We start from the raw sequence: 21385 nt of genomic DNA, 5'->3' as shown, positions 1-21385 counted from the left end.
GTCGTCGGCGGGCATAGGTTCTCCCTGGACTATACAAAAAATAATAAACACTGGTGCTTCAACCTCAACTAAACGCCGGTTCTTTACGATGTTCTCTGATTTGTCGCTCTATTGTTAAAAAGTATTAGTACAACATAGCATTAGCCGACACTTTATGATGGAGTGAAGGGCATACAAGGGTCATGGAATGAAGGAAAACGTATGAGATCGGGTCGCTTTATTGGCGTTATGTCTGGTACCAGCCTGGATGGTATCGATGTCGTTTTGGCCACCATTACTGAAAACATGGTGGCGCAGCAGGCTAGTCTCACCTGGCCCATTCCACACGCGATAAAAGAAGAGATTCTGGCGATTTGCCAGGGGCAGTCGCTGACCCTTTCGCAGCTAGGTCGTCTGGACACCCGTCTGGGACGGCTGTTTGCCGATGCCGTACTGGCGCTGATGCGCCAGGAAAGTCTCAAACCCACCGACGTCATCGCCATCGGCTGCCATGGACAGACCGTATGGCATGAACCGCAGGGAGAGGCTCCGCATACCCTGCAAATTGGTGATAACAACCAGATCGCCGCCCACACCGGGATAACTGTAGTGGGGGATTTTCGTCGCCGGGATATGGCGCTAGGCGGGCAGGGGGCGCCGCTGGTGCCGGCTTTTCATCATGCGCTGCTGGCCCACCCCGTTGAGCGACGTATGGTGCTCAATATCGGCGGGATCGCTAATGTGTCGCTGCTGGCGCCAGGTCAGCCGGTGCGCGGCTATGATACCGGGCCCGGAAATATGTTGCTGGACGCCTGGATCTGGCGCCAGAAGGGCAAACCGTACGACAAGGACGCCCAATGGGCTAGCGAAGGTAAAGTGCTGCTGCCGCTGCTGCAGGACATGCTGAGCGATCCGTGGTTTGCCTTGCCGGCGCCGAAAAGCACCGGTCGGGAATATTTCAATTACGGCTGGCTGGAGCAGCATATGGCCCGCTATCCGGGGCTACGCGGGGAGGATGTTCAGGCTACGCTTGCGGAATTGACCGCCGTCACCATCAGTGAGCAGGTATTGTTAAGCGGCGGCTGCGAGCGTTTGTTAGTGTGCGGCGGCGGCGCGCGTAACCCCTTGTTAATGGCGCGCCTGGCGGCGCTGCTGCCGGGAACCGAGGTCTCCACCACCGATGAGGCGGGGATCAGCGGCGATGATATGGAAGCGCTGGCCTTTGCCTGGCTGGCCTGGCGAACGCTGGCTGGTCTGCCGGGCAATCTGCCCTCCGTGACCGGCGCCAGCGAAGCCTCGGTGCTGGGCGCCATTTTTCCGGCTAACCCGCCGCAGAATCGGAGTTAACTGAAATCTTAAATACGACGCGACCGGTAAACTGGACAAGTTAAGCGGAGGGCGGAGTGCCCGCCGTGACCGGGAAAGTCGAAGGCAAACGAATGAAAAAAATTCTTATCGCAGTTGTACCTTTTATGCTGGCGGGCTGTAGCTACTACAACCAGTTTGTCGAGCGGATGCAGACGGACACGCTGGAGTATCAATGCGACCAGAAACCATTGACGGTCCATCGCAATAACGCACGCCAGCAGGTCAGTTTTATCTATGATAATCAGCAACTGAACCTGTCTGAGGGGCTGTCGGCTTCCGGGGCGCGCTACACCGACGGCGTCTATGTGTTCTGGTCAAAAGGCGATACCGCCACCGTCTATAAGCGCGACCGCATCGTCCTTGATAACTGTCAGCTGCAGACGGCCAAACGTTGAGATTTCTGTCCGGGGGGCGCACAATAACGCCACCTTATGACTACATCCTCAATGGCCATGTCTGATAACGACGAACTCCAGCAAATTGCGCATTTGCGCCGTGAATACACCCGTGGCGGTTTGCGTCGCCACGATCTTCCTGCTGAACCCCTGCCGCTGTTTGAACGCTGGCTGCGTCAGGCCTGCGATGCGAAACTTGCCGACCCGACGGCCATGGTGGTTGCCACCGTCGATGAGCGCGGCCAGCCCTACCAGCGCATTGTGCTGCTGAAGCACTACGACGAAAAAGGGTTGGTGTTTTATACCAACCTTGGCAGCCGCAAAGCGCATCAAATTGAAAACAACCCGCAGGTCAGCCTGCTTTTCCCGTGGCATATGCTGGAGCGCCAGGTGATGGTAATCGGCAAAGCGGAGCGTCTGTCGACGCTGGAAGTGGTCAAATATTTCCACAGCCGTCCGCGCGACAGCCAGATTGGCGCCTGGGTCTCGAAGCAGTCGAGCCGGATCTCAGCCCGCGGCATCCTCGAAAGCAAATTCCTTGAGCTGAAGCAGAAGTTCCAGCAGGGTGAAGTGCCGTTGCCGAGCTTCTGGGGCGGATTCCGCGTCAGCATTGAGCAGATGGAGTTCTGGCAGGGGGGAGAACACCGTCTGCACGATCGCTTTTTATACCAGCGCGATAGCGGCGCCTGGAAAATAGACCGTCTGGCGCCGTAAACGCCGAAATTAGTTATCGAAGCGCTGGCGCTGAAAGGGCCGGCGCTTTATTCTATGTACTTTTCGCATCTGGCGAAAAGTCGTGTACCGGCAGAGGTGCAGTCGTTTATACATGGAGAATTTGATGGCAAGCAGTAACTTGATTAAACAATTGCAAGAGCGGGGGCTGGTAGCCCAGGTGACGGACGAGGAAGCGTTAGCAGAGCGACTGGCGCAAGGCCCGATCGCGCTCTATTGCGGCTTCGATCCTACCGCTGACAGCTTGCATTTGGGGCATCTTGTTCCATTGTTATGCCTGAAACGCTTCCAGCAGGCAGGTCATAAACCTGTGGCGCTGGTGGGCGGCGCAACCGGTCTGATTGGCGACCCAAGCTTCAAAGCCGCTGAGCGTAAACTAAACACCGAGGATACCGTGCAGGAGTGGGTGGATAAAATCCGCAAACAGGTGGCTCCGTTCCTTGATTTTGACTGCGGCGACAACTCGGCGATCGCGGCGAATAACTATGACTGGTTTGGCAGCATGAACGTGCTGACCTTCCTGCGCGATATCGGTAAACACTTCTCTGTTAACCAGATGATCAACAAAGAAGCGGTGAAGCAGCGTCTGAATCGTGACGATCAGGGTATCTCCTTTACCGAGTTCTCTTACAATCTGCTGCAGGGTTACGACTTTGCCTGCCTGAATAAGCTGCACGGCGTGGCGCTGCAGATTGGCGGTTCTGACCAGTGGGGCAACATCACCTCCGGCATCGATCTGACCCGTCGTCTGCATCAGAACCAGGTGTTTGGCCTGACCGTACCGCTGATCACCAAAGCGGACGGCACCAAATTCGGTAAAACCGAAGGCGGCGCCGTGTGGCTGGATCCGAAGAAAACCAGTCCGTACAAATTCTACCAGTTCTGGATCAACACCGCGGATGCTGATGTCTATCGCTTCCTCAAATTCTTCACCTTTATGGACATTGCGGAGATCAATGCCCTGGAAGAAGAAGACAAAAACAGCGGTAAAGCGCCGCGCGCCCAGTACGTGCTGGCAGAGCAGGTGACGCGCCTTGTTCACGGCGAAGAAGGCCTGGAAGCGGCGAAGCGCATTACCGAAAGCCTGTTCAACGGTAACCTGAGCGACCTGAGCGAAGCAGACTTCGAACAGCTGGCCCAGGATGGCGTGCCGATGATCGAAATGGAAAAAGGCGCCGATCTGCTGCAGGCGCTGGTTGATTCCGAGCTGCAGCCGTCCCGCGGTCAGGCGCGTAAAACCGTTGCCTCTAACGCGGTGACCATCAACGGCGAAAAACATGCCGACCCGGAATATGTATTCAGTGACAGCGATCGCCTGTTTGGCCGCTACACCTTGCTGCGTCGCGGTAAGAAAAATTACTGCCTGGTCTGCTGGAAATAAAAAAATACTGCCAGGGCGTGGGAAACCACGCCCTTTTTCTTTTTAGGGTTGTGGTAAGAAAATGAAGAACATCCTCGCCATTCAGTCTCACGTTGTGTTTGGCCATGCCGGCAACAGTGCCGCCGAATTTCCGATGCGCCGTCTGGGCGCCAATGTCTGGCCCCTGAATACCGTACAGTTCTCTAACCATACGCAGTACGGCAAATGGACCGGCTGCGTCATGCCGCCTTCGCATTTGACGGAGATCGTTCAGGGGATTGCCGATATCGACAAACTGCAGACCTGCGATGCGGTACTGAGCGGCTATCTTGGCTCCGCTGAGCAGGGAGAGCATATCCTCGGTATCGTGCGTCAGGTTAAGGCGGCCAATCCGGCGGCGAAATATTTTTGCGATCCGGTGATGGGTCACCCGGAGAAGGGCTGCATCGTCGCGCCGGGCGTGGCGGAGTTCCACGTGCGCTATGCGCTGCCGGCCAGCGATATTATTGCGCCGAATCTGGTTGAGCTGGAGATCCTGTGCGGTCATCCGGTCGCCAGCGTCAGCGAGGCAGTGGCCGCCGCGCGGGAGCTGATTGCCCAGGGGCCGGAAGTGGTATTAGTTAAGCATCTTGCCCGTGCGGGTCTGAGTATGGATCGTTTTGAGATGCTGCTGGTGACGGCCGAAGAAGCCTGGCATATTAGTCGGCCGCTGGTGGATTTCGGCCTGCGTCAGCCGGTGGGCGTCGGCGATGTGACCAGCGGTCTGCTGTTGGTTAAATTGCTGCAGGGGGCAAGTCTGCGCGATGCGCTGGAACACGTCACCGCCGCGGTGTACGAGATTATGCTCGCCACCAAAAATATGCAGGAATACGAACTGCAGGTAGTAGCGGCGCAGGATCGCATCGCCGTACCGGAGCACTGCTTCAGCGCCACCCGGCTGTAACTCCCAGGGCCTGCCCGACGGTCCGCCGGGCAGGTTCAGGCCTTATTTTAAGCCTTCAGCCGCCAGTGCGGCAGCCACCGCCGGACGCGCTGCCACCTGCGTCATCCAGCTGCCGATATGACCATAGGCAGCCATATCCAGTTTTATAGCATAGGCCCAGCGCAGCACCGTAAACAGATAACCATCGGCAATGGTGAAGCGATGGCCGGTCAGCCACTGTTTGTCTGCCAGCGCTGCATCAACGTATTGCAGCTTTTTCTCAAGCAGCCCCCGCGCGACAGGCTTATAGTCCTCCGGGGTATCCGGGCGGAACAGCGGGGTAAAGCTTTTATGCAGCTCGGTGGCCACATAGTTCAGCCATTCGAGAGTCTGATAGCGCGCAATCGAGCCCACCGGCGCCAGCAGATGACGATCCGGCACCTGGTCTGCGATGTACTGCATGATGGCTACGCCCTCAGTGAGCAGGATATCATCATCCAGCAGCAGCGCCGGCACCTGACCTTTCGGGTTGATCAGCAGATAGTCCTCCCCGTTTTCCAGCCGTTTTTGGGCCAGATCCACGCTCTGCAGGGTAAAATCCAGACCGCTTTCGCGCAGGGCAATATGCGAGGCAAGGGAACAGGCGCCGGGTTTGTAGAACAGTTTCATGCGTGACTCCTCGTGGCTGCAGTTTTCTGTATGTTAGTCCTGCCAGGGGTAAAAAAAAAGCCGCTAAACTAACGTTAGCGGCTTAAAAATAATTAGTTTTCCCTGCGGCGTCAGGCAGCCGCGGTTTCGCGTGCTTTAATGTCCGCGCTGTCGTCCTGAGTCATACGATTCAGTTTCGGCGCGGTCAGCAGCATCAGGGCGGCGATAACCGCGGTGACGATACCAATCTGCAGGAATACGTGACCGTACACTTCCAGCGACACCAGCGGATCGGTGACATTCTCCGGGACTGCCATCAGGTTAGCGATTTTCCCGGCGATGATCGCCGCGCCTGCCGTGGTGAGGAACCAGCTGCCCATAATGAAGCCCATCAGACGCTGAGGAACCAGCTGAGCGACCATCGCCAGGCCGAGGCCGGAAATCATCAGTTCACCGATAGACTGCAGCGCGTAGCTCAGAATCAGCCAGTTGACCGAGACGATACCGGCGTCGCTGGCGAACTTCGCCCCTAAAGGCAGGACGAGGAATGCGCCAGAGCACAGTACCATACCGATAGCAAATTTGTGCGGCATCGGCAGGCGGTCGCCCATCTTGTTGTAGATGGCGGCCAGAATCGGGCTACCAATCATGATCCAGAACGGGTTCAGCGCCTGATACTGTTCCGGTTCAAAGGCGAGACCGAGGATCGAGTGCTCCACGTTACGGATGGCGAAGAAGTTCAGCGAGGTCGGCATCTGGCTGTACAACACGAAGAAGACAATCGCTTCTACCATCAGCAGGAAAGCGACGATCATTTTACGACGCGGAGCGCCTTTCAGGCCTATGGTTTCTTTGGCGAAAATCACGACGATACCCAGTGCGACGACGCCCAGCACCATACGTGCGATACCCTGGTTGTGCAGCAGCCAGGTGGCGATAGCGACCAGCACCACCACGCCAGCGATGGTCGCCAGCAGTTTACCCATGTGTACCGGGGCAAAGTCCGGTTTAGAGCCGTACTGTTTAACCCATTTCTGACAGAAGGCGAAGTTAATAATGGTGATCACCATCCCCACCACGCTGAGGGCAAACGCTACGCTCCAGCCAAAACGTGCGGCCAGCCACGGGGTTGCCAGCATAGAGAAGAACGAACCGATGTTGATGGACATGTAGTACATGGTAAATGCACCGTCCAGACGTGGGTCGTTTTTGTCATAGCAGGTAGAAAGCAGGGAGGACGGGTTGGCTTTAAACAGGCCGTTACCGACGGCGATGGTCGCCATACCCATATAGACGATAGCGGCGTCATGACCGGACCAGGCCACCAGCGCATAGCCAATCGCCAGCACGATAGCGCCCAGCATGATGACACGCTTGGTACCCAGCACTTTATCACCCAGCCAGCCGCCAATGGCGACGAGGCCATAAACCAGCGCGCTAAAGGAGGAGAACAGAGTAATGGAATCCGCTTCCGACATACCCAGCTGTTTTACCAGGTAAACGGCCATGATCCCTTGCAGGCCGTAGTAACCAAAACGCTCCCACAACTCGATCGAGAAAATGAGATAGAACGCGCGTGGTTGTTTGAAAGCGTTCAGACTCACGCTTTCTGCTGGTTTATTGTTTGCAGTAGACACATATACCTCTTTTTTTACATCCCATATTTACTGGGGGGTGTTCGGGGCGCAATCTCGTTGGACCGCCGCCTTTATAGTTATTCTTGGAGGGAAAACGGCAAGTAATGTTCACTATCCTGGCGCATCAGGCAAGGCTTTTGTAATAATCTGTTACACATAATCAGGGTGGTATAATGCTCCGGACATATGAATGTTATACAGCGTTAAATTTTACCGTTTCGATATCGTTGGTATTTTTATCTTTTGGGTTCGCCGGTTTGCCGGGAAAAGGCGATATATTCTACTGATCTGGCGTAAGCATAGTGATATGGTCCATTATCTTAAAAAATCATGGGTCATTATCCTGACAATCTTTACTCATCCGTTGTATTGCCTGACATTTATTTCCATTCCAGTAACATTCAATCAACATAAAGTTGCGAGCATGATCTGGATCACAAATGCATAGAAATTTTGCGCTGATAAAAAATGAATGAACTAGTTGTTTGTTATATAACCGGATAATCATCCATAATCATGATGATTATGTGGTGTTAATGGCCGGTGAAATAGATGAATGCGGGCCATAACCCAGAGTTAAGCTATGACCGCAATAGAGACGAGACAGTCAGGCGTAGACTTTATCTTTGTATTCGCAAAGATCTTCAATCAGGCAGGAGCCGCAGCGCGGCTTGCGGGCAATACAGGTATAACGCCCATGCAGGATCAGCCAGTGATGACAGTCGACCTTAAACTCGGCGGGGACCACCTTCAGAAGCTTCTCTTCCACCTGCTCAACGTTCTTGCCCGGGGCGAATTGCGTCCGATTGCAGACGCGGAAGATGTGCGTGTCCACGGCGATGGTCGGCCAGCCAAAGGCGGTATTCAGCACCACGTTGGCGGTTTTACGGCCCACGCCGGGCAGCGCCTCCAGCGCTGCTCTGTCTTCCGGCACCTCACCATTGTGCTGCTCCAACAGGATGCGGCAGGTTTTGATGACGTTTTCCGCTTTGCTGTTAAACAGGCCGATAGTCTTGATATACGATTTCACCCCATCCACCCCCAAGGCCAGCATCGCTGCGGGCGTATTGGCCACCGGATAGAGTTTGGCTGTCGCTTTGTTGACGCTTACGTCGGTGGCCTGTGCAGAAAGCAGGACGGCAATCAGCAGCTCGAATGGCGAACTGAAATGCAGTTCGGTGGTGGGGTGGGGATCGTTTTCCCGCAGCCTGGTAAGGATCGCCAGGCGTTTGGCTTTGTTCATATTATGCTTTCCCTGTCACGTCGGACGGGGCGACAGAGACGGCCCGGGCCGCTTGCGCCTTCCGCTGTTTGCTACGTTCATCGATAAGGTATTTAATCGCCAGCATCATGCCGAGGCCAATAAAGGCGCCTGGCGGCAGCATAGCCAGCAGGAAAGGGGTATCGGTGTGGAAAACCTCGATGCGCAGAACCTTCGCCCAGCTGCCAAGCAGACTGTCGGCGCCGTCAAACAGGGTGCCGTTGCCAAGGATCTCGCGCAGGGAGCCCAGCACAAACATCGCGCAGGTAGCGCCCATGCCGATCGAGAAACCGTCCAGTGCCGACAGCGCTGGCCCTTTTTTGGCGGCAAAGGCTTCGGCGCGGCCGACCACGATGCAGTTGGTCACGATAAGCGGGATGAAAATCCCCAGCGACTGATAGAGGCCGAAGGCATAGGCGTTGATCAGCATCTGCACGACGCTCACCACCGAGGCGATAATCATTACGTAGATGGGGATCCGGATCTCCGCCGGCGTCCAGCGGCGCAGGCTGGAGATGGTCAGGTTAGTCAGGGTTAACACCAGGGTGGTGGCCAAACCCAGCCCGAGGGCGTTGGTGGCGGTCGAGGTGACCGCCAGCAGAGGACACATACCTAACAGCTGAACCAGGGCGGAGTTATTTTTCCACAGGCCCTGGACGATGACGTCTTTAACTTCGCTCATGGTTATTCTCCACAGGCGGTGAATTCAGGAAGTTGCGCAGGCAGCGTTTGTGCATATAAGCCTGCGCGCTTAACGGTATTGACCACCGCCCGGGGGGTGATGGTGGCGCCGGTGAACTGGTCAAAATCGCCGCCATCCTTTTTGACCGCCCAGTGGCTATCGCCCTGGCCGTGGATGACTTTCCCGGCAAAATGGGTAATCCAGTCCGACAGGCGAAGTTCGATTTTATCACCCAGGCCCGGCGTTTCATGATGCTCAGTTACGCGGGTGCCGAGGACCGTGCCGCTAAAATCGGCGGCAACCAGCAGCTGTATTGCTCCGGAGTAGCCGTCCGGCGCGGTGGCTTCCATCACCGCGCCGATCGGTCGATCGTTATTTTTGGCGATCCACACTTTATGCTGGCCTTTGCCCAGCGCCGGGGCGCTGACCAGATAGCAGCTCTTAAGCAGATCGTTATTATAGCGGTCGGCAGGTAAAACCTGGTCGAATAACGCCTTTTGCTGCAGGGCCGCCTGCTGGTCGATGGTGCTTTTGGTCAGCTCATTGATCGCCGCCGTCAGCCCGGTGGAACCGGCGGCAAACAGCGCCAGCGTGACGCCGTGTTTACGCATCGTTTTTAACATCATTGCTCTCTCAACGGTGGCCATATACGCGCGGGCGCGTGTAGTAATCGATCAGCGGCACGGTAATATTCGCCAGCAGAACGGCAAACGCCACGCCGTCCGGATAACCACCGAAGCTGCGGATGAGCCAGACCAGCAGGCCAGCGAGGGCGCCAAAGATCAGACGGCCGCGGTTGGTTGTTGAGGCCGTCACCGGATCGGTCAGGATAAAGAAGGCGCCAAGCATGGTCGCCCCGGAGAGCAAATGCATCTGCGGTGAGGCCAGGCTCTGCGGCGAAAAAATCCAGCCGAGGGTGGCGCACAGGCCGAGGCTAACAAGGAAGCTGACCGGGATATGCCAGCGGATCGCCTTCTGCCACAGCAGGAAAAGGCCGCCTGCCAGCCAGGCGATATTCACCCACTGCCAGCCCAGACCTGCCAGCACGCCGCCGTAGACCGGCAATTGCAGCACCTGCTGAACGCTATGTCCGGCATGCAGGGAGGTTTTAAAGGTATCCAGCGGGGTGGCCTGGCTGACGCCGTCGATACCCAGCCGCAGACTGGCCATGTCGCCTCCGGCGGCGGTATGACCGGTGAAGATCATCTGCAGCGCGTCGCTGAATGCCGGGATATGGGCGGCTATCTCATAGGAAGGCAGCCAGGAGGTCATCTGCACCGGGAACGAAATCAGCAGCACGACATAGCCGATCATTGCCGGGTTGAAGGGGTTATGGCCCAGGCCTCCGTACAACTGCTTGGCGATGACTACGGCAAAGGCAGTGCCGAGCACCACCATCCACCACGGGGCCAGTGGCGGAATACTCACCGCCAGCAGCAGGCCGGTGAGCAGGGCGGAATTATCTTTCAGCGTGGCAGCAACAGGCTGTTTACGCAGTTTGAGATTAGCGGCTTCGGTCGCCCAGGCCGTCAGGGCGGCGAGGACAATCTGCAGTACGGTGCCCCAGCCGAAAAACCAGGTCTGGACCACAATGCCAGGCACAGCGGCGAGCAGCACCAGCAGCATAATACGCGAGGTCTGCCGCTGGTTATGGGTATAGGGGGAGCTTGCGATTCTGAAAACCATTTATTCCTCGTTAACTGCCTGCTGTGTTGCTTTACGCGCCTGAACGCGGGCGATAGCCGCGGCGACGGCCGCTTTGCGCGGGTCGTCATTGGCTGCGGCTGACGCGAGATCCTGTTGTGCGGCCTGCTGTTCGGCTTTACGCGCTTTGGCGCGGGCGATGGCGGCTTCCACCGCCGCCTTGCGCGGGTCGACCGGTTCGACGGCCGGGGCGTCCACCGGCGCGGCCTGCTGTTCGGCTTTACGCGCTTTAGCGCGGGCGATAGCGGCTTCCACCGCCGCCTTGCGCGGGTCGACCGGTTCGGCGGCCGGGGCGTCCACCGGCGCGGCCTGCTGTTCGGCTTTACGCGCTTTGGCGCGGGCGATAGCGGCTTCTACCGCCGCCTTGCGCGGGTCGACCGGTTCGGCGGCCGGGGCTTCCACCGGCGCGGCCTGCTGTTCGGCTTTACGCGCTTTAGCGCGGGCGATAGCGGCTTCCACCGCCGCCTTGCGCGGGTCGACCGGTTTGACGGCCGGGGCGTCCACCGGCGCGGCTTGCTGTTCGGCTTTACGCGCTTTGGCGCGGGCGATAGCGGCTTCCACCGCCGCCTTGCGCGGATCGACCGGTTCGGCGGCCGGGGCTTCCACCGGCGCGGCCTGCTGCTGCGCTTTGCGCGCCCGGGCCTCAGCCTTACGCGCTTCGCGGGCGGCAATCGCCTCGCTGTTGTCAGGTTTGGCGCCGGCCTGAATCACGATCGGCTGCGTGGCATCGCGTTGTTTATCCCGTACCCGGGCCAGGGCGGCGCTAATCGCCTCCTGATCTTTGGCGGCAGGCTGAACGGCGGCTTTTTTATGCCGCTCGGCGCGCGCGGCTTTCTCACGCTCCAGGCGCGCCTGTCGGGCCTCGAATCGGGCTTTGGCTTCCGCAGCGCGCTGCTCTTCCTGACGAATCGCCGCGATCTCGGCCTTTTCCTGACGGAAGTACTGCACCAGCGGAATATTACTTGGACATACCCACGCGCAGGCGCCGCACTCGATGCAGTCCGCCAGATTATGGGCAGTGGCTTTATCGTGCTGCTGACCTTTGCTGAACCAGTACAGCTGCTGCGGCAGCAGATCGGCCGGGCAGGCGTCAGCGCAGGCGCTGCAGCGAATGCAGCCTTTCTCTTCCTGCGGTTCGCCCATCTCGCTGGCGGAAGGCGCCAGCAAACAGTTGGTTATCTTCACCACCGGGACGTCGAGCCACGGCAGGGTAAAGCCCATCAGCGGGCCGCCCATGATCACCATTGGCTCGGCGCTGGGGCAGAAGCCGGCATCGTTCAATAGATGGCGCACCGGCGTGCCAAGACGCGCCCAGACATTGCCCGGTCTGGTTACCGCTTCGCCGGTGAGGGTGACCACGCGCTCGGTTAACGGCTCACCGTCAATCACCGCGCGTTTCACCGCATAAGCCGTACCGACGTTCTGCATCAGCACGCCAATGTCCGATGAACGACCGCCGTGCGGTACCTGTTTGCCGGTGAGAATTTGGGTGAGCTGCTTGGCGCCACCGGAGGGATATTTGGTGGGGATCACGCGCAGCGAAATGCCATGGGCGTCGCAGAGCACCGCCCGCAGCATTGAGATGGCCTGCGGCTTATTGTCTTCAATGCCGATCAGCACTTCTTCAGGCTGCAGTATATGAGCGAGGATGCGGATACCCTCGACAATCTGCGCCGCGCAGTCCTGCATCAGGCGGTCATCCGCCGTGATATAGGGCTCGCACTCGGCGGCGTTAATGATCAGCGTTTTAATTTTATCTCCGCCACCGCGCAGTTTACTGCCGGTGGGGAAGCCTGCGCCGCCGAGGCCAGCAACGCCAAATTGGTGGATACGCTCGATCAGCGCTTCACGCGTGCGGGTCTGATAGTCGCTCCAGCCATCGCGCTCGATCCAGCGGTCTTCGCCGTCGGCGTCAATGATCACGCTCATCTCCGCCAGCGCCGACGGGTGCGCGGTAGTGTGCGGAGCGATGGCGGCAATGGTGCCGGAGGTCGGGGCGTGAACGGGCAGCATTCTTCCCCAGCCGCGGGTCAGCGGCTGGCCGCGCAGCACCCGGTCGCCCACTTTAACGCACAGTTCGCCCTCGGCGCCAATGTGCTGCTTCAACGGGATAACAAAGCGCTGCGGCAGGGAAACCTGACGCAGCGGGGTGCCGTTAGACTGGGTTTTCATTTCAGGCGGGTGAATACCGCCGTTGAAATCCCAGACCTTGTCTTTTCGGAAAGCGGAAAATAGCTTAAACATGTTGTTCCACAGGAATATTTCGCACCGGGATCGTATGCAGATCCCATTTCCAGGTCTCCGGGGTGGTGGCCACCGGAACGAGTGAAATGCACTGGGTCGGGCAGGGGGCGACGCACAAATTGCAGCCGGTGCACAGGTCGCTCATCACGGTATGCATGGCACGGGTCGCCCCAACGATGGCATCCACCGGACAGGCCTGGATACACTTGGTACAGCCAATGCAGTTCGGCTCGTCAATTACCGCGAGCATGCGGGCCGGCTCCGCTTCCTGTGCGTCGCCGTCGACAGGCTGCGGGTCGACGTTCAGCAAGGCGGCGATTTTTAACATCACCGCTTCGCCACCCGGCGCGCAGCGGTTTATTTTCTCACCCTGTACGCCGACTGCTTCCGCATAGGGGCGACACCCAGGGTACCCGCACTGCCCACACTGGCTCTGCGGCAATAGCTCATCAATTTTTTCCACCACCGGGTCGTCCTGCACCGCGAAACGACGCGAGGCGTATCCCAGTATTAAGCCGAAAATCAGCCCTAACAGGCTGATGGCGATCACGGCTATCCAGACTGCGCTCATTACAACTTCACCAAACCACTAAAGCCCATGAAGGCCAGAGACATTAAACCAGCGGTAATCAGCGCGATGGCATTACCGCGAAACGGCGCGGGGACATCGGCCACCACCAGGCGTTCACGGATCGCCGCGAACAGCACCATTACCAGCGAGAAGCCGACGGCGGCGGCAAAGCCGTACAGCGCCGACTGCAGGAAATTGTGGCCCAGATTAATATTCAGCAGCGCTACCCCGAGTACGGCACAGTTGGTGGTGATCAGCGGTAGAAAGATCCCCAGCAGGCGATAGAGCGCCGGGCTGGTTTTACGCACCACCATCTCAGTAAACTGAACCACCACGGCGATAACCAGAATAAAGGCCAGGGTACGCAAATAAACCAAATTTAGCGGGATAAGGATCCAGGTATCAATCAGCCAGGCGCAAATAGAGGCCAGAGTCATCACGAAGGTGGTAGCGAGCCCCATCCCCATTGCGGTTTCCAGCTTTTTGGAAACCCCCATAAACGGGCACAGACCAAGAAACTTCACCAGAACGAAGTTATTGACCAGGACTGTACCAATAAAGAGCAGTAAATAATCAGCCATCATGCGACCTGAAACGAAAAAAAGCCGCTTATTATCGAATAAAACGATACCAGCGACAACAGGTTAAGTGTGGGGGTATTACGGATTAACAAAAGTCCGTTTTACCCGCTGCGAACGGCGAAAATAGGGCGCCAGCAGCGCAGCGGCCAGCAGCGGAAACAGCAGCTGACGCAGGGCAAGCACATCCGAGACCGGCGAGAAGGCAAAAGCCTTTATCGCCAGCAGCAGGGTGATGAGCAGCCAGATAATATAGTGTTTCGGCACCACCGAGCGCCGCTTGAAAAAGGCGATAGTCAGCCAGAGCGTGTAATACCACATGGCGAGGGCAAACAGCAGCGAGGCGACCCACAGCGCCATATGGCCCGCGCTCATGGCGCGCAGTAGGGTATAGGTCTGCGGCGACATCAGCGCATTGGCAAAAAACAGCAGCGATAACGAGGCGCTCAGCAGCGCCACCAGCAACCAGGCCAGCGGAGCCAGCAGCCATCCGCCGATGCGCTCTGCAGATTGAGACGTCATGTTTCTCCCCTATTCAACGCCAGTGAATAAAATCAGGCCGGGAAGTATAAGCAACTGGCGTGAAGGATGACAGCCTTACTGCACGAATCGCCAAACGGATTTAGGAACCTGGCCCACATCGAACAATTTACCACCGGAGACCAGCTCTGCGCGACGATGATCGGCGGCGCGATACATATTCACGATCTCCTGGGTGTCAGTCAGGGAGTAGTTAAGGTGATCAAATAGTTTTTCAAGGCTTTCCAGCGAACTGATTTTGCGAAATTTTAATAAGTAGTCCAGCACGGTCATTTTCGTATCCATTTTATAATCGGAATTATTGCGTTGAATATTATCAGCATTCACTAAACCTACTCTCAACCAACGGCGCCTTCTGCTGGGGCCGCGTGGAATGAATCAGGTTATATAAACCCATGACAAGGGGCAAAGCCAGCCTTGAAGAGCAGGGAGAAGTTTAAGAATATTCTAAAATCAGACCGGGCGCCGAATGGCGCCCGCAAGAGAAGATTAACGCTGTTCGCCGTGACTGGCAATAACAGATTTGTACCAATAAAAACTCTTCTTTCGTTTCCGCGCCAGATTTTGCTGGTGATCGACATAGACAAAACCATATTGCTTTTGATAGCCGTTGAGCCAGCTCAGCAGATCGATAAATGACCAGGGGTAATAGCCGCGCACATCTGCCCCCAGCGCCAGCGCTTTTTCGAGGGCGCCAATATGGCTGCTGAGATAATCAATCCGCGGGTCGTCGACCACTTCCCCGTCAATAATCGGGTCCTTCGCGCCGAGGCCATTCTCGGTGATATATATCGGAATATCGCCATAGCGCGCCTTAATCATCATAATGCCGTCAGTTAGCCCCTGCGGCCAGATTTCCCAGCCCCATTCGGTATATGTACTCTGGGGATTACGCACGAAATAGAATAATCCCTCCACGCCAGGCTCGCCGCCGGTAGCGATCTCAGGCGGCTGGGCAGATACCGTTTCCCGGCGATAGTAATTCAGACCGATGAAGTCGCAGCGGTTGTCACGGAGCAGCGCGTCGTCGCCTGGAGCAAAGCGAGGTACCCCCCACAGCGCCTGGGTCTGCGCCAGCAGGTCGGCAGGATAGGTGCCTTTCAGCACCGGATCGTACAGCCAGTGAGTATGGATGGCGTCAGCCAGTTCGGTGGCCTTAATGTCTGCCTCGCTGTCGGTGAGCGGGGTATGCGGTTGCAGTACGTTGACGAAGCCAATCTCGCCGGCCACAGCCATCTCGCGAAAGGCCTTCACCGCCAGCGCATGGGCGATAAATACGTGGTGGCAGGCCTGAATGGCGCGCGCCGGATCGCGGACCGCCGGGGGATGGAGGCCGTTAATGTAGCCGTGCCCAATGAAGACAATGGTTTCGTTGAAGGTAGCCCACAGCTTCACCCGTGAACCAAAGCGCGCATAGCACAGGCGGGCGTACTCGGCGAAGGCCTCGGCGGTAGTGCGCGCTTCCCAGCCGCCCTCATCCTGCAGGGCCTGCGGCAGATCCCAGTGATAGAGGGTGATCATCGGCTCAATATTGTGCGCCAGCAGTTCGTCGATCAGATCGCTGTAAAACTGGACTCCCGCTTCATTCACCTTACCGCGCCCGGCGGGCAGCAGGCGGGGCCAGGAGATGGAGAATCGATAGCTTTGCAGGCCCATCTCGGCCATTAACGCCACGTCTTCGCGAAAACGGTGATAGTGGTCGACGGCAATATCGCCGGTGGTGCCTTCAAAGGTGGTACCCGGCAGATGAGAGTAGATATCCCAGATTGACGGTCCTTTACCGTCGGCGTCGTGTCCTCCCTCAACCTGATACGCTGCGGTAGCGGCACCCCATAAGAAATTGTGCGGAAAAGCGGCCATGAAAAAGCTCCCTGTCTGATGATAAAGGGAGTGTAATAAAAGCGCGAACATATGTGCAACCGGTTTCTGAAACCGGTTGCACAGTTGCGAGGCGGGTCACTGTTTTAACGCGGAGCTACTTCGTGTGCACCACATCCGCTGGCGGTGGGGACTGATAGTTATCTATATGGTGTGCGATAACCAAAAGCAGTGCCGAAATACCAAAAACAATCCAGCCAATAAGTTCTACAATACGGGTAAAAACAGTTGTCATAACACTTCAATATCCTTTGAACACAGCGTGAAATGTTACTCGATGGTCAGCAGATCACAAGGGGTATCTGTCTGATTTCTCACACTTGCATGTAAGTCACAAAGTAAGGAATGATAAGTTTTGCTCACGGTTTGTAAAATTATTCTCATTAACCTGGTGTTGATATCAGTTGCATAAGCGAGGCGGTAAGATGAGCGATGCGATCCGGGTGGGGCTGGTGGGGTTCGGTTACGCCAGCAAAACGTTTCATGCGCCGTTGATCGGCGGCACGCCGGGTGTGGCGCTGAAGGCGGTCGCCAGCAGCGACGCCGATAAGGTCCATGCCGATTGGCCTGGCGTGAAGGTAATGAGTGCGCCGGGGGATCTGCTGGACGACCCGGATATCGATCTGGTGGTCATCGCCACCCCGAACGACACCCACTTTCCGCTGGCGAAAGCGGCGCTGGAGGCGGGAAAGCATGTTGTGGTGGATAAGCCCTTTACCGTGACACTGTCACAAGCTCGCGAGCTGGAAAGCCTGGCGAAGCACTGCGGTCGGATACTTTCGGTGTTTCATAACCGGCGCTGGGATAGCGATTTCTTAACGGTCAGCGCGTTGATCAACGAAGGTCAGCTGGGGGAGGTGTGTTACTTCGAGTCGCATTTCGATCGCTTCCGACCACAGGTGCGCCAGCGCTGGCGTGAGCAGGCAGGTCCTGGCAGCGGCATATGGTATGACCTCGCGCCGCATCTGCTCGACCAGGTCGTGGTGCTGTTTGGCCTGCCGGTAAGCATCACGGTGGACCTCGCGCAGCTTCGGCCCGGCGCGCAATCCACCGACTATTTTCACGCCGTGCTGGCCTATCCGCAGCGGCGGGTAGTACTGCATGGTACGTTACTCGCCGCCGCGGAGAGCGCGCGCTTTATCGTCCACGGCTCGCGGGCCAGCTATATTAAGTACGGTCTTGACCCGCAGGAGGAGCGGCTAAAAAACGGTGAACGGCTGCCGCAGGAGGACTGGGGATATGATATGCGCGACGGTACCCTGACCCGCGCGGAAGGGGATGAACGTAGTCAGGAGAAATGGCTGACGCTACCGGGTAATTATCCCGCTTACTATGCCGCTATCCGCGACGCGCTTAACGGCGTAGGGGAAAACCCGGTCCCGGCCAGCGAGGCGATTCAGATAATGACCCTGATTGAGTTGGGTATCGAGTCGGCCAGACATCGCGCTACGCTCAGCCTGGTCTGAGGAGGAGCCCGGCAGCACGGCTGCCGGGCCGGTTATCAGCCTTTGGCAACCCGCTGAATGAGGGCGGCTTTTTCCTGTTCGCCGAGGAACGCCAGGGTCAGGCCGTTGATCTGCGCCTGACGGATCTGCTCCCGGCTCAGCCCTGCCGCCGGCGCCGCCACGGTATACTCGTGAATGATGTCCACACCCTGGACCGCCGGATCGTCGGTGTTGAGGCTCGCCAGCACACCGTGCTCAAGGAACTGCTTCAGCGGATGCTGGGCCAGGGAGGCCACGGTGCTGGTTTGCACGTTCGAGGTCAGGCAGGATTCAATCCCGATGCGGTGCTCGGCCAGGTAGTCCATCAGGGCTGGATCCTCTACCGCTTTAACCCCATGGCCGATGCGCTCCGCGCCCAGCTCACGAATGGCCTGCCAGATACTTTCCGGGCCGGCCGCTTCGCCCGCGTGGACGGTGATATGCCACCCGGCGTCGCGGGCCTGGTTAAAATGGTTGCGGAACAGCGTACCCGGGAAGCCGAGCTCATCGCCGGCGAGGTCGAGGGCAGTGATGCCCTCGCGGTGGGCGAGAAGCGCCGCCAGCTCTTCCTGACAGGCGGCTTCGCCGAAGGTGCGGCTCAGAATACCGATCAGCCGGGCGTCGACCTGGAAATCGCGGCATCCCTCTTGAACCCCGGCAATTACCGCCTCTACCACGCCGTCGACCGGCAGCCGGTGGGTCATCGCCATATAGCGGGGAGAGAAGCGCAGCTCAACGTAGTGCAGGCCATTTCGCGCCGCGTCTTCGACGTTCTCATACGCCACGCGGCGACAGGCTTCCAGCGAGGCCAGGACCTTTACCCCCCAGTCGAGCTTGGCGAGGAAACTAACCAGATCGGGCTCAAGGCTGGTGACCTGGACATGAGGACGCAACGTGTCGAGGGTGGTTGCGGGAAGAGCGATATTAAATTCGCGGCCAAGATCGAGGATGGTTTGGGCCCGGATGTTACCGTCAAGATGACGATGAATGTCGGTTAATGGCAATGAGGAATCAATCATGGTCGCACTCTTTTTTTAGTTAAAGTGCACGTCATTATACAACATGAACATAACTGTTTAAAAGCATTGAAAAAATGTATGCGATACAAATAGCTGGCAGCAATCAGGTCAGCATTACGGTCTTTTTGACTGGCCCCTTTAAAACGCAGAACGAATATCATGATTGACGCGATCCTGACCAGATCAGAAATGCACACGCGCTGACCGCGGCGCCCGCAAGGGAGACCGCCTGCCATCCCCAGTGGGAATAAAGCTGTGTGGCAACGATAGCCCCTGCCGCGCTGCCCAGCGAATAAAAACACATGTAAGCCCCAACCAGGCGGCTTGCCGCTGCAGGCCTGGCGGCAATGATCAGGCTCTGGCTGGAGACATGAACGGCCTGTACCGCAAAGTCCAGCGCAATGACGCCAGCTATCAGCCAGAGCAGAGAGGTTTCGGCATAGCCGATAGGAAGCCATGAGATGGTCAGCAGCGCCAGCGCCAGGCCGGTAGTGCGCTGAGCCCATCCCTGGTCAGCCCACTTGCCCGCTCTGGCGGCGGCCAGCATGCCAGCGAAGCCGGCTAAGCCAAACATCCCCGTCTGGGTGTGCGAGAGGGAAAGGGCGGTGAGCGGCATGACCATGGTCGTCCATAGCATGCTGAAAGCGGCGAAGATAAATAGCGCCAGGATCCCGCGCTTTCTCAGTTGCGGCTCGGTGAGGTACAGCTGAAACACGGACTTCAATAAGGAAAGGTAAGTCGGCTTTTGCGGCTGCGGCTGCTGCGGGGGCGAAGGCATGATTTTCCAGACGATCCCGGCAATCATCAACATCAGACAGGCAGCCGTGAGATACACGGCTCGCCAGCCGGCGATATCGGCTATCGCGCCTGAGATAAACCGAGATAACAGGATACCTGAAACAATGCCGCTGGTCAGGGTACCCACCGCCTGGCCTCGTTTCTGCGGCGTCGCCAGTATTGCCACCCAGGCCACCAGCACCTGCACCACCACGGCCATCAGGCCGACGATCAGCATGGCGCCAAGCAGAGTTGCTATATTGGGGGATAACCCTGCCGCGACTAACGCCGCTACTGAAAGCAACAGTTGACTCATCACCACGTATTTACGGTTCAACCAGTCCCCGAGCGGAACCAGGAACAGCAGGCCAATGGCATAGCCCGCCTGCGTAGCGGTGATGACGCTGCCAATCATGCCTGGCGACACCTTCAGGCTGACCGCCATCGAGTCGAGTAAAGGCTGTGCTGAATAAACATTGGCTACTGCCAGCGCGCAGGTTAGTGAAAACAACGCCGTTATCCCTGTGGTCAGCATCGTGTCAGGGACTGACGCAGTTTGGATCCTTTGGCCGGTACATCTACTTGCCTTGCATTTCATAAGAGGCCCTCTGGCTGGTTGCTTTTTAAAACTAGTATGTCTATAGAATTAGCCTTAGTGGTTTTTTTTTGCAACTGGTAAAGGTGAGGATTAAGCTAGATCAGTAGATAAATTGATAAGGAGCGCGCAGATGGCAAAGCAGGAATCACTTAGAACCAGTGAATGTCCGGTGGCGAGAACGTTGGAATCAATTGGTGAACGCTGGTGCCTGATGATTATCCGCGAAGCATTTGACGATGTGCGGAGATTCAGCGAGTTTCAAAAAAATTTGGGGCTGGCCAAAAATATCCTTGCCTCGCGGCTGAAGCATCTGGTTGATATCGGTATTTTCGAGATTTTACCGGCATCGGATGGCAGCGCATACAAGGAATATGTCCTGACTGAAAAGGGGCGCTCCGTGTTTCCCATTGTTGTGGCGCTGCGGCAATGGGGAGAGCGTTATATGTTTGAGCAAGGGGAAACCTATTCGGTCCTGCTGGATAACGCGCACGGCCAGCCCCTTCAGTATCTGGATGTGCGTTCCGCTCAGGGGGATAAACTGCAACCAGGCGACTGTCATCGCCGGCGCATTGTGTCAGATACCCGCGCCGAATAATGGCGTGAAGAATTTGCAGGATACCAGCGAGAATACGAGCGTACCGCTAAAGGGTCATGGAACAATCCTGACGTGTTTTTTTGCGAACTGCTTTTGATGCCAAAGCTCCGGACGCGTGAAAGTGACCCACCGCCAACCGCAGGAGGCGGTGCATAACCATTTACAATTATATTTTATTTGAATGTATTCATGTTACATATTAAATTCTGCTTACTTTATCGACGATGAGGCAAGGATGCGGATGTGGAGAGCGTAATCCATAACAATATTGAGGGTTTTCTGCTGTTGTTATTAAGCATGTGGCCGATTCTGCTGGTGGTATTCATTGGCGTCGCAATTTCATTCTATACCATGCTGTTACGCAAGACGGCGCTGGCCTGCCTGCTTTTCGCCCTCGCCATCGGCGCCGCAGG

General features: G+C 57.2%; 23 protein-coding genes. 8 read left to right on the top strand and 15 right to left on the bottom strand.

Annotated features, from left to right (window positions below):
• Positions 1–201: 201 nt before the first annotated feature.
• The 5 genes from anmK (at position 202) to pdxY (ending at position 4777) form a co-directional block, all read left to right on the top strand.
• Complete coding sequence (gene anmK / locus KHQ28_RS19765) at positions 202–1326, top strand: anhydro-N-acetylmuramic acid kinase (RefSeq protein ID WP_004143831.1); 1125 nt, start codon at positions 202–204, stop codon at positions 1324–1326.
• A gap of 92 nt (positions 1327–1418) precedes the next feature.
• Positions 1419–1742, top strand: a complete 324-nt coding sequence (gene mliC / locus KHQ28_RS19760; protein WP_002907744.1) for a C-type lysozyme inhibitor — start codon at positions 1419–1421, stop codon at positions 1740–1742.
• 57 nt (positions 1743–1799) lie between these two features.
• Entirely contained in the window at positions 1800–2456 is a 657-nt protein-coding gene (gene pdxH, locus KHQ28_RS19755) for a pyridoxamine 5'-phosphate oxidase (protein WP_002907742.1), read from the top strand.
• A gap of 124 nt (positions 2457–2580) precedes the next feature.
• On the top strand, positions 2581–3855 hold the full coding sequence (gene tyrS, locus KHQ28_RS19750) for a tyrosine--tRNA ligase (RefSeq protein WP_032418895.1): 1275 nt from the start codon (positions 2581–2583) through the stop codon (positions 3853–3855).
• 61 nt (positions 3856–3916) lie between these two features.
• On the top strand, positions 3917–4777 hold the full coding sequence (pdxY, locus tag KHQ28_RS19745; RefSeq protein ID WP_002907739.1) for a pyridoxal kinase PdxY: 861 nt from the start codon (positions 3917–3919) through the stop codon (positions 4775–4777).
• A 42-nt stretch (positions 4778–4819) separates the two neighbouring features.
• Here pdxY and gstA read toward each other — a convergent pair whose 3' ends face one another.
• From gstA to blr, 13 genes are all read right to left on the bottom strand, one after another.
• The gene (gstA, locus tag KHQ28_RS19740) at positions 4820–5425 is read right to left on the bottom strand and encodes a glutathione transferase GstA (protein ID WP_002907736.1); all 606 of its coding nucleotides are present in this window, start codon (positions 5423–5425) and stop codon (positions 4820–4822) included.
• Between the two features lie 110 nt (positions 5426–5535).
• Positions 5536–7041: a dipeptide/tripeptide permease DtpA gene (dtpA, locus tag KHQ28_RS19735; RefSeq protein WP_004151206.1), complete on the bottom strand. Its 1506-nt coding sequence runs from the start codon at positions 7039–7041 to the stop codon at positions 5536–5538.
• Positions 7042–7648: 607 nt separating this feature from the next.
• On the bottom strand, positions 7649–8284 hold the full coding sequence (gene nth / locus KHQ28_RS19730) for an endonuclease III (RefSeq protein ID WP_002907734.1): 636 nt from the start codon (positions 8282–8284) through the stop codon (positions 7649–7651).
• Between the two features lies 1 nt (position 8285).
• The gene (locus tag KHQ28_RS19725; protein WP_002907733.1) at positions 8286–8984 is read right to left on the bottom strand and encodes an electron transport complex subunit E; all 699 of its coding nucleotides are present in this window, start codon (positions 8982–8984) and stop codon (positions 8286–8288) included.
• Positions 8985–8986: 2 nt separating this feature from the next.
• A complete protein-coding gene (gene rsxG, locus KHQ28_RS19720) occupies positions 8987–9607 on the bottom strand; it encodes an electron transport complex subunit RsxG (RefSeq protein ID WP_032419469.1) in 621 nt (206 codons plus the stop codon).
• A gap of 10 nt (positions 9608–9617) precedes the next feature.
• Positions 9618–10670, bottom strand: a complete 1053-nt coding sequence (gene rsxD / locus KHQ28_RS19715) for an electron transport complex subunit RsxD (RefSeq protein ID WP_032418896.1) — start codon at positions 10668–10670, stop codon at positions 9618–9620.
• Positions 10671–12932 (bottom strand): electron transport complex subunit RsxC, encoded by a 2262-nt coding sequence (gene rsxC / locus KHQ28_RS19710; RefSeq protein WP_032418897.1) that lies wholly within the window; start codon positions 12930–12932, stop codon positions 10671–10673.
• Positions 12925–13503 (bottom strand): electron transport complex subunit RsxB, encoded by a 579-nt coding sequence (rsxB, locus tag KHQ28_RS19705; protein WP_004143816.1) that lies wholly within the window; start codon positions 13501–13503, stop codon positions 12925–12927. The genes rsxC and rsxB overlap by 8 nt, the downstream gene beginning before the upstream one ends.
• Positions 13503–14084: an electron transport complex subunit RsxA gene (rsxA, locus tag KHQ28_RS19700; RefSeq protein ID WP_002907658.1), complete on the bottom strand. Its 582-nt coding sequence runs from the start codon at positions 14082–14084 to the stop codon at positions 13503–13505. The genes rsxB and rsxA overlap by 1 nt, the downstream gene beginning before the upstream one ends.
• A 78-nt stretch (positions 14085–14162) precedes the next feature.
• Positions 14163–14603 (bottom strand): DUF2569 domain-containing protein, encoded by a 441-nt coding sequence (locus KHQ28_RS19695; RefSeq protein ID WP_002907654.1) that lies wholly within the window; start codon positions 14601–14603, stop codon positions 14163–14165.
• A 75-nt stretch (positions 14604–14678) separates the two neighbouring features.
• Entirely contained in the window at positions 14679–14894 is a 216-nt protein-coding gene (ydgT, locus tag KHQ28_RS19690) for a transcription modulator YdgT (protein ID WP_002907652.1), read from the bottom strand.
• 216 nt (positions 14895–15110) lie between these two features.
• Positions 15111–16481: a GH1 family beta-glucosidase gene (locus KHQ28_RS19685; protein WP_004180160.1), complete on the bottom strand. Its 1371-nt coding sequence runs from the start codon at positions 16479–16481 to the stop codon at positions 15111–15113.
• Positions 16482–16596: 115 nt separating this feature from the next.
• Positions 16597–16734 (bottom strand): division septum protein Blr, encoded by a 138-nt coding sequence (gene blr / locus KHQ28_RS19680; RefSeq protein WP_004227851.1) that lies wholly within the window; start codon positions 16732–16734, stop codon positions 16597–16599.
• Between the two features lie 190 nt (positions 16735–16924).
• Here blr and KHQ28_RS19675 point away from each other — a divergent pair, with 190 nt between their 5' ends.
• Positions 16925–17965 (top strand): oxidoreductase, encoded by a 1041-nt coding sequence (locus KHQ28_RS19675; RefSeq protein WP_032418898.1) that lies wholly within the window; start codon positions 16925–16927, stop codon positions 17963–17965.
• 35 nt (positions 17966–18000) lie between these two features.
• On the opposite strand, the gene add is transcribed toward KHQ28_RS19675, so the two are convergent.
• Together add and KHQ28_RS19665 are read right to left on the bottom strand one after the other, a co-directional pair.
• Positions 18001–19002: an adenosine deaminase gene (gene add / locus KHQ28_RS19670; RefSeq protein WP_004151209.1), complete on the bottom strand. Its 1002-nt coding sequence runs from the start codon at positions 19000–19002 to the stop codon at positions 18001–18003.
• A gap of 157 nt (positions 19003–19159) precedes the next feature.
• Positions 19160–20314, bottom strand: a complete 1155-nt coding sequence (locus KHQ28_RS19665; protein WP_032418899.1) for an MFS transporter — start codon at positions 20312–20314, stop codon at positions 19160–19162.
• Between the two features lie 193 nt (positions 20315–20507).
• On the opposite strand from KHQ28_RS19665, the gene KHQ28_RS19660 reads away from it, so the two are divergent.
• On the top strand, positions 20508–20972 hold the full coding sequence (locus tag KHQ28_RS19660; protein ID WP_004180158.1) for a helix-turn-helix domain-containing protein: 465 nt from the start codon (positions 20508–20510) through the stop codon (positions 20970–20972).
• A 243-nt stretch (positions 20973–21215) separates the two neighbouring features.
• The coding region (locus tag KHQ28_RS19655; RefSeq protein ID WP_179140260.1) for a hypothetical protein at positions 21216–21385 on the top strand (170 nt) is incomplete at its 3' end.

Origin of the sequence: Klebsiella sp. 28, from assembly GCF_018223905.1 — a bacterium.
Lineage (GTDB): Bacteria > Pseudomonadota > Gammaproteobacteria > Enterobacterales > Enterobacteriaceae > Klebsiella > Klebsiella pneumoniae.
The sequence above is the reverse complement of the archived record's forward strand: the minus strand, read 5'-3'. Positions and strand labels throughout refer to the sequence as shown.

Bases quoted from the DNA above. Each gene is read 5' to 3' on its own strand.
- gstA (WP_002907736.1), bottom strand. From the start codon at position 5,425: ATGAAACTGTTCTACAAACCCGGCGCCTGTTCCCTTGCCTCGCATATT.
- KHQ28_RS19685 (WP_004180160.1), bottom strand. From the start codon at position 16,481: ATGGCCGCTTTTCCGCACAATTTCTTATGGGGTGCCGCTACCGCAGCG.
- nth (WP_002907734.1), bottom strand. From the start codon at position 8,284: ATGAACAAAGCCAAACGCCTGGCGATCCTTACCAGGCTGCGGGAAAAC.
- KHQ28_RS19725 (WP_002907733.1), bottom strand. From the start codon at position 8,984: ATGAGCGAAGTTAAAGACGTCATCGTCCAGGGCCTGTGGAAAAATAAC.
- pdxH (WP_002907742.1), top strand. From the start codon at position 1,800: ATGTCTGATAACGACGAACTCCAGCAAATTGCGCATTTGCGCCGTGAA.
- tyrS (WP_032418895.1), top strand. From the start codon at position 2,581: ATGGCAAGCAGTAACTTGATTAAACAATTGCAAGAGCGGGGGCTGGTA.
- KHQ28_RS19675 (WP_032418898.1), top strand. From the start codon at position 16,925: ATGAGCGATGCGATCCGGGTGGGGCTGGTGGGGTTCGGTTACGCCAGC.
- rsxB (WP_004143816.1), bottom strand. From the start codon at position 13,503: ATGAGCGCAGTCTGGATAGCCGTGATCGCCATCAGCCTGTTAGGGCTG.
- add (WP_004151209.1), bottom strand. From the start codon at position 19,002: ATGATTGATTCCTCATTGCCATTAACCGACATTCATCGTCATCTTGAC.
- blr (WP_004227851.1), bottom strand. From the start codon at position 16,734: ATGACAACTGTTTTTACCCGTATTGTAGAACTTATTGGCTGGATTGTT.
- mliC (WP_002907744.1), top strand. From the start codon at position 1,419: ATGAAAAAAATTCTTATCGCAGTTGTACCTTTTATGCTGGCGGGCTGT.
- rsxA (WP_002907658.1), bottom strand. From the start codon at position 14,084: ATGGCTGATTATTTACTGCTCTTTATTGGTACAGTCCTGGTCAATAAC.
- ydgT (WP_002907652.1), bottom strand. From the start codon at position 14,894: ATGACCGTGCTGGACTACTTATTAAAATTTCGCAAAATCAGTTCGCTG.
- rsxG (WP_032419469.1), bottom strand. From the start codon at position 9,607: ATGTTAAAAACGATGCGTAAACACGGCGTCACGCTGGCGCTGTTTGCC.
- KHQ28_RS19660 (WP_004180158.1), top strand. From the start codon at position 20,508: ATGGCAAAGCAGGAATCACTTAGAACCAGTGAATGTCCGGTGGCGAGA.
- KHQ28_RS19695 (WP_002907654.1), bottom strand. From the start codon at position 14,603: ATGACGTCTCAATCTGCAGAGCGCATCGGCGGATGGCTGCTGGCTCCG.
- anmK (WP_004143831.1), top strand. From the start codon at position 202: ATGAGATCGGGTCGCTTTATTGGCGTTATGTCTGGTACCAGCCTGGAT.
- pdxY (WP_002907739.1), top strand. From the start codon at position 3,917: ATGAAGAACATCCTCGCCATTCAGTCTCACGTTGTGTTTGGCCATGCC.
- rsxD (WP_032418896.1), bottom strand. From the start codon at position 10,670: ATGGTTTTCAGAATCGCAAGCTCCCCCTATACCCATAACCAGCGGCAG.
- KHQ28_RS19665 (WP_032418899.1), bottom strand. From the start codon at position 20,314: ATGCTGACCACAGGGATAACGGCGTTGTTTTCACTAACCTGCGCGCTG.
- rsxC (WP_032418897.1), bottom strand. From the start codon at position 12,932: ATGTTTAAGCTATTTTCCGCTTTCCGAAAAGACAAGGTCTGGGATTTC.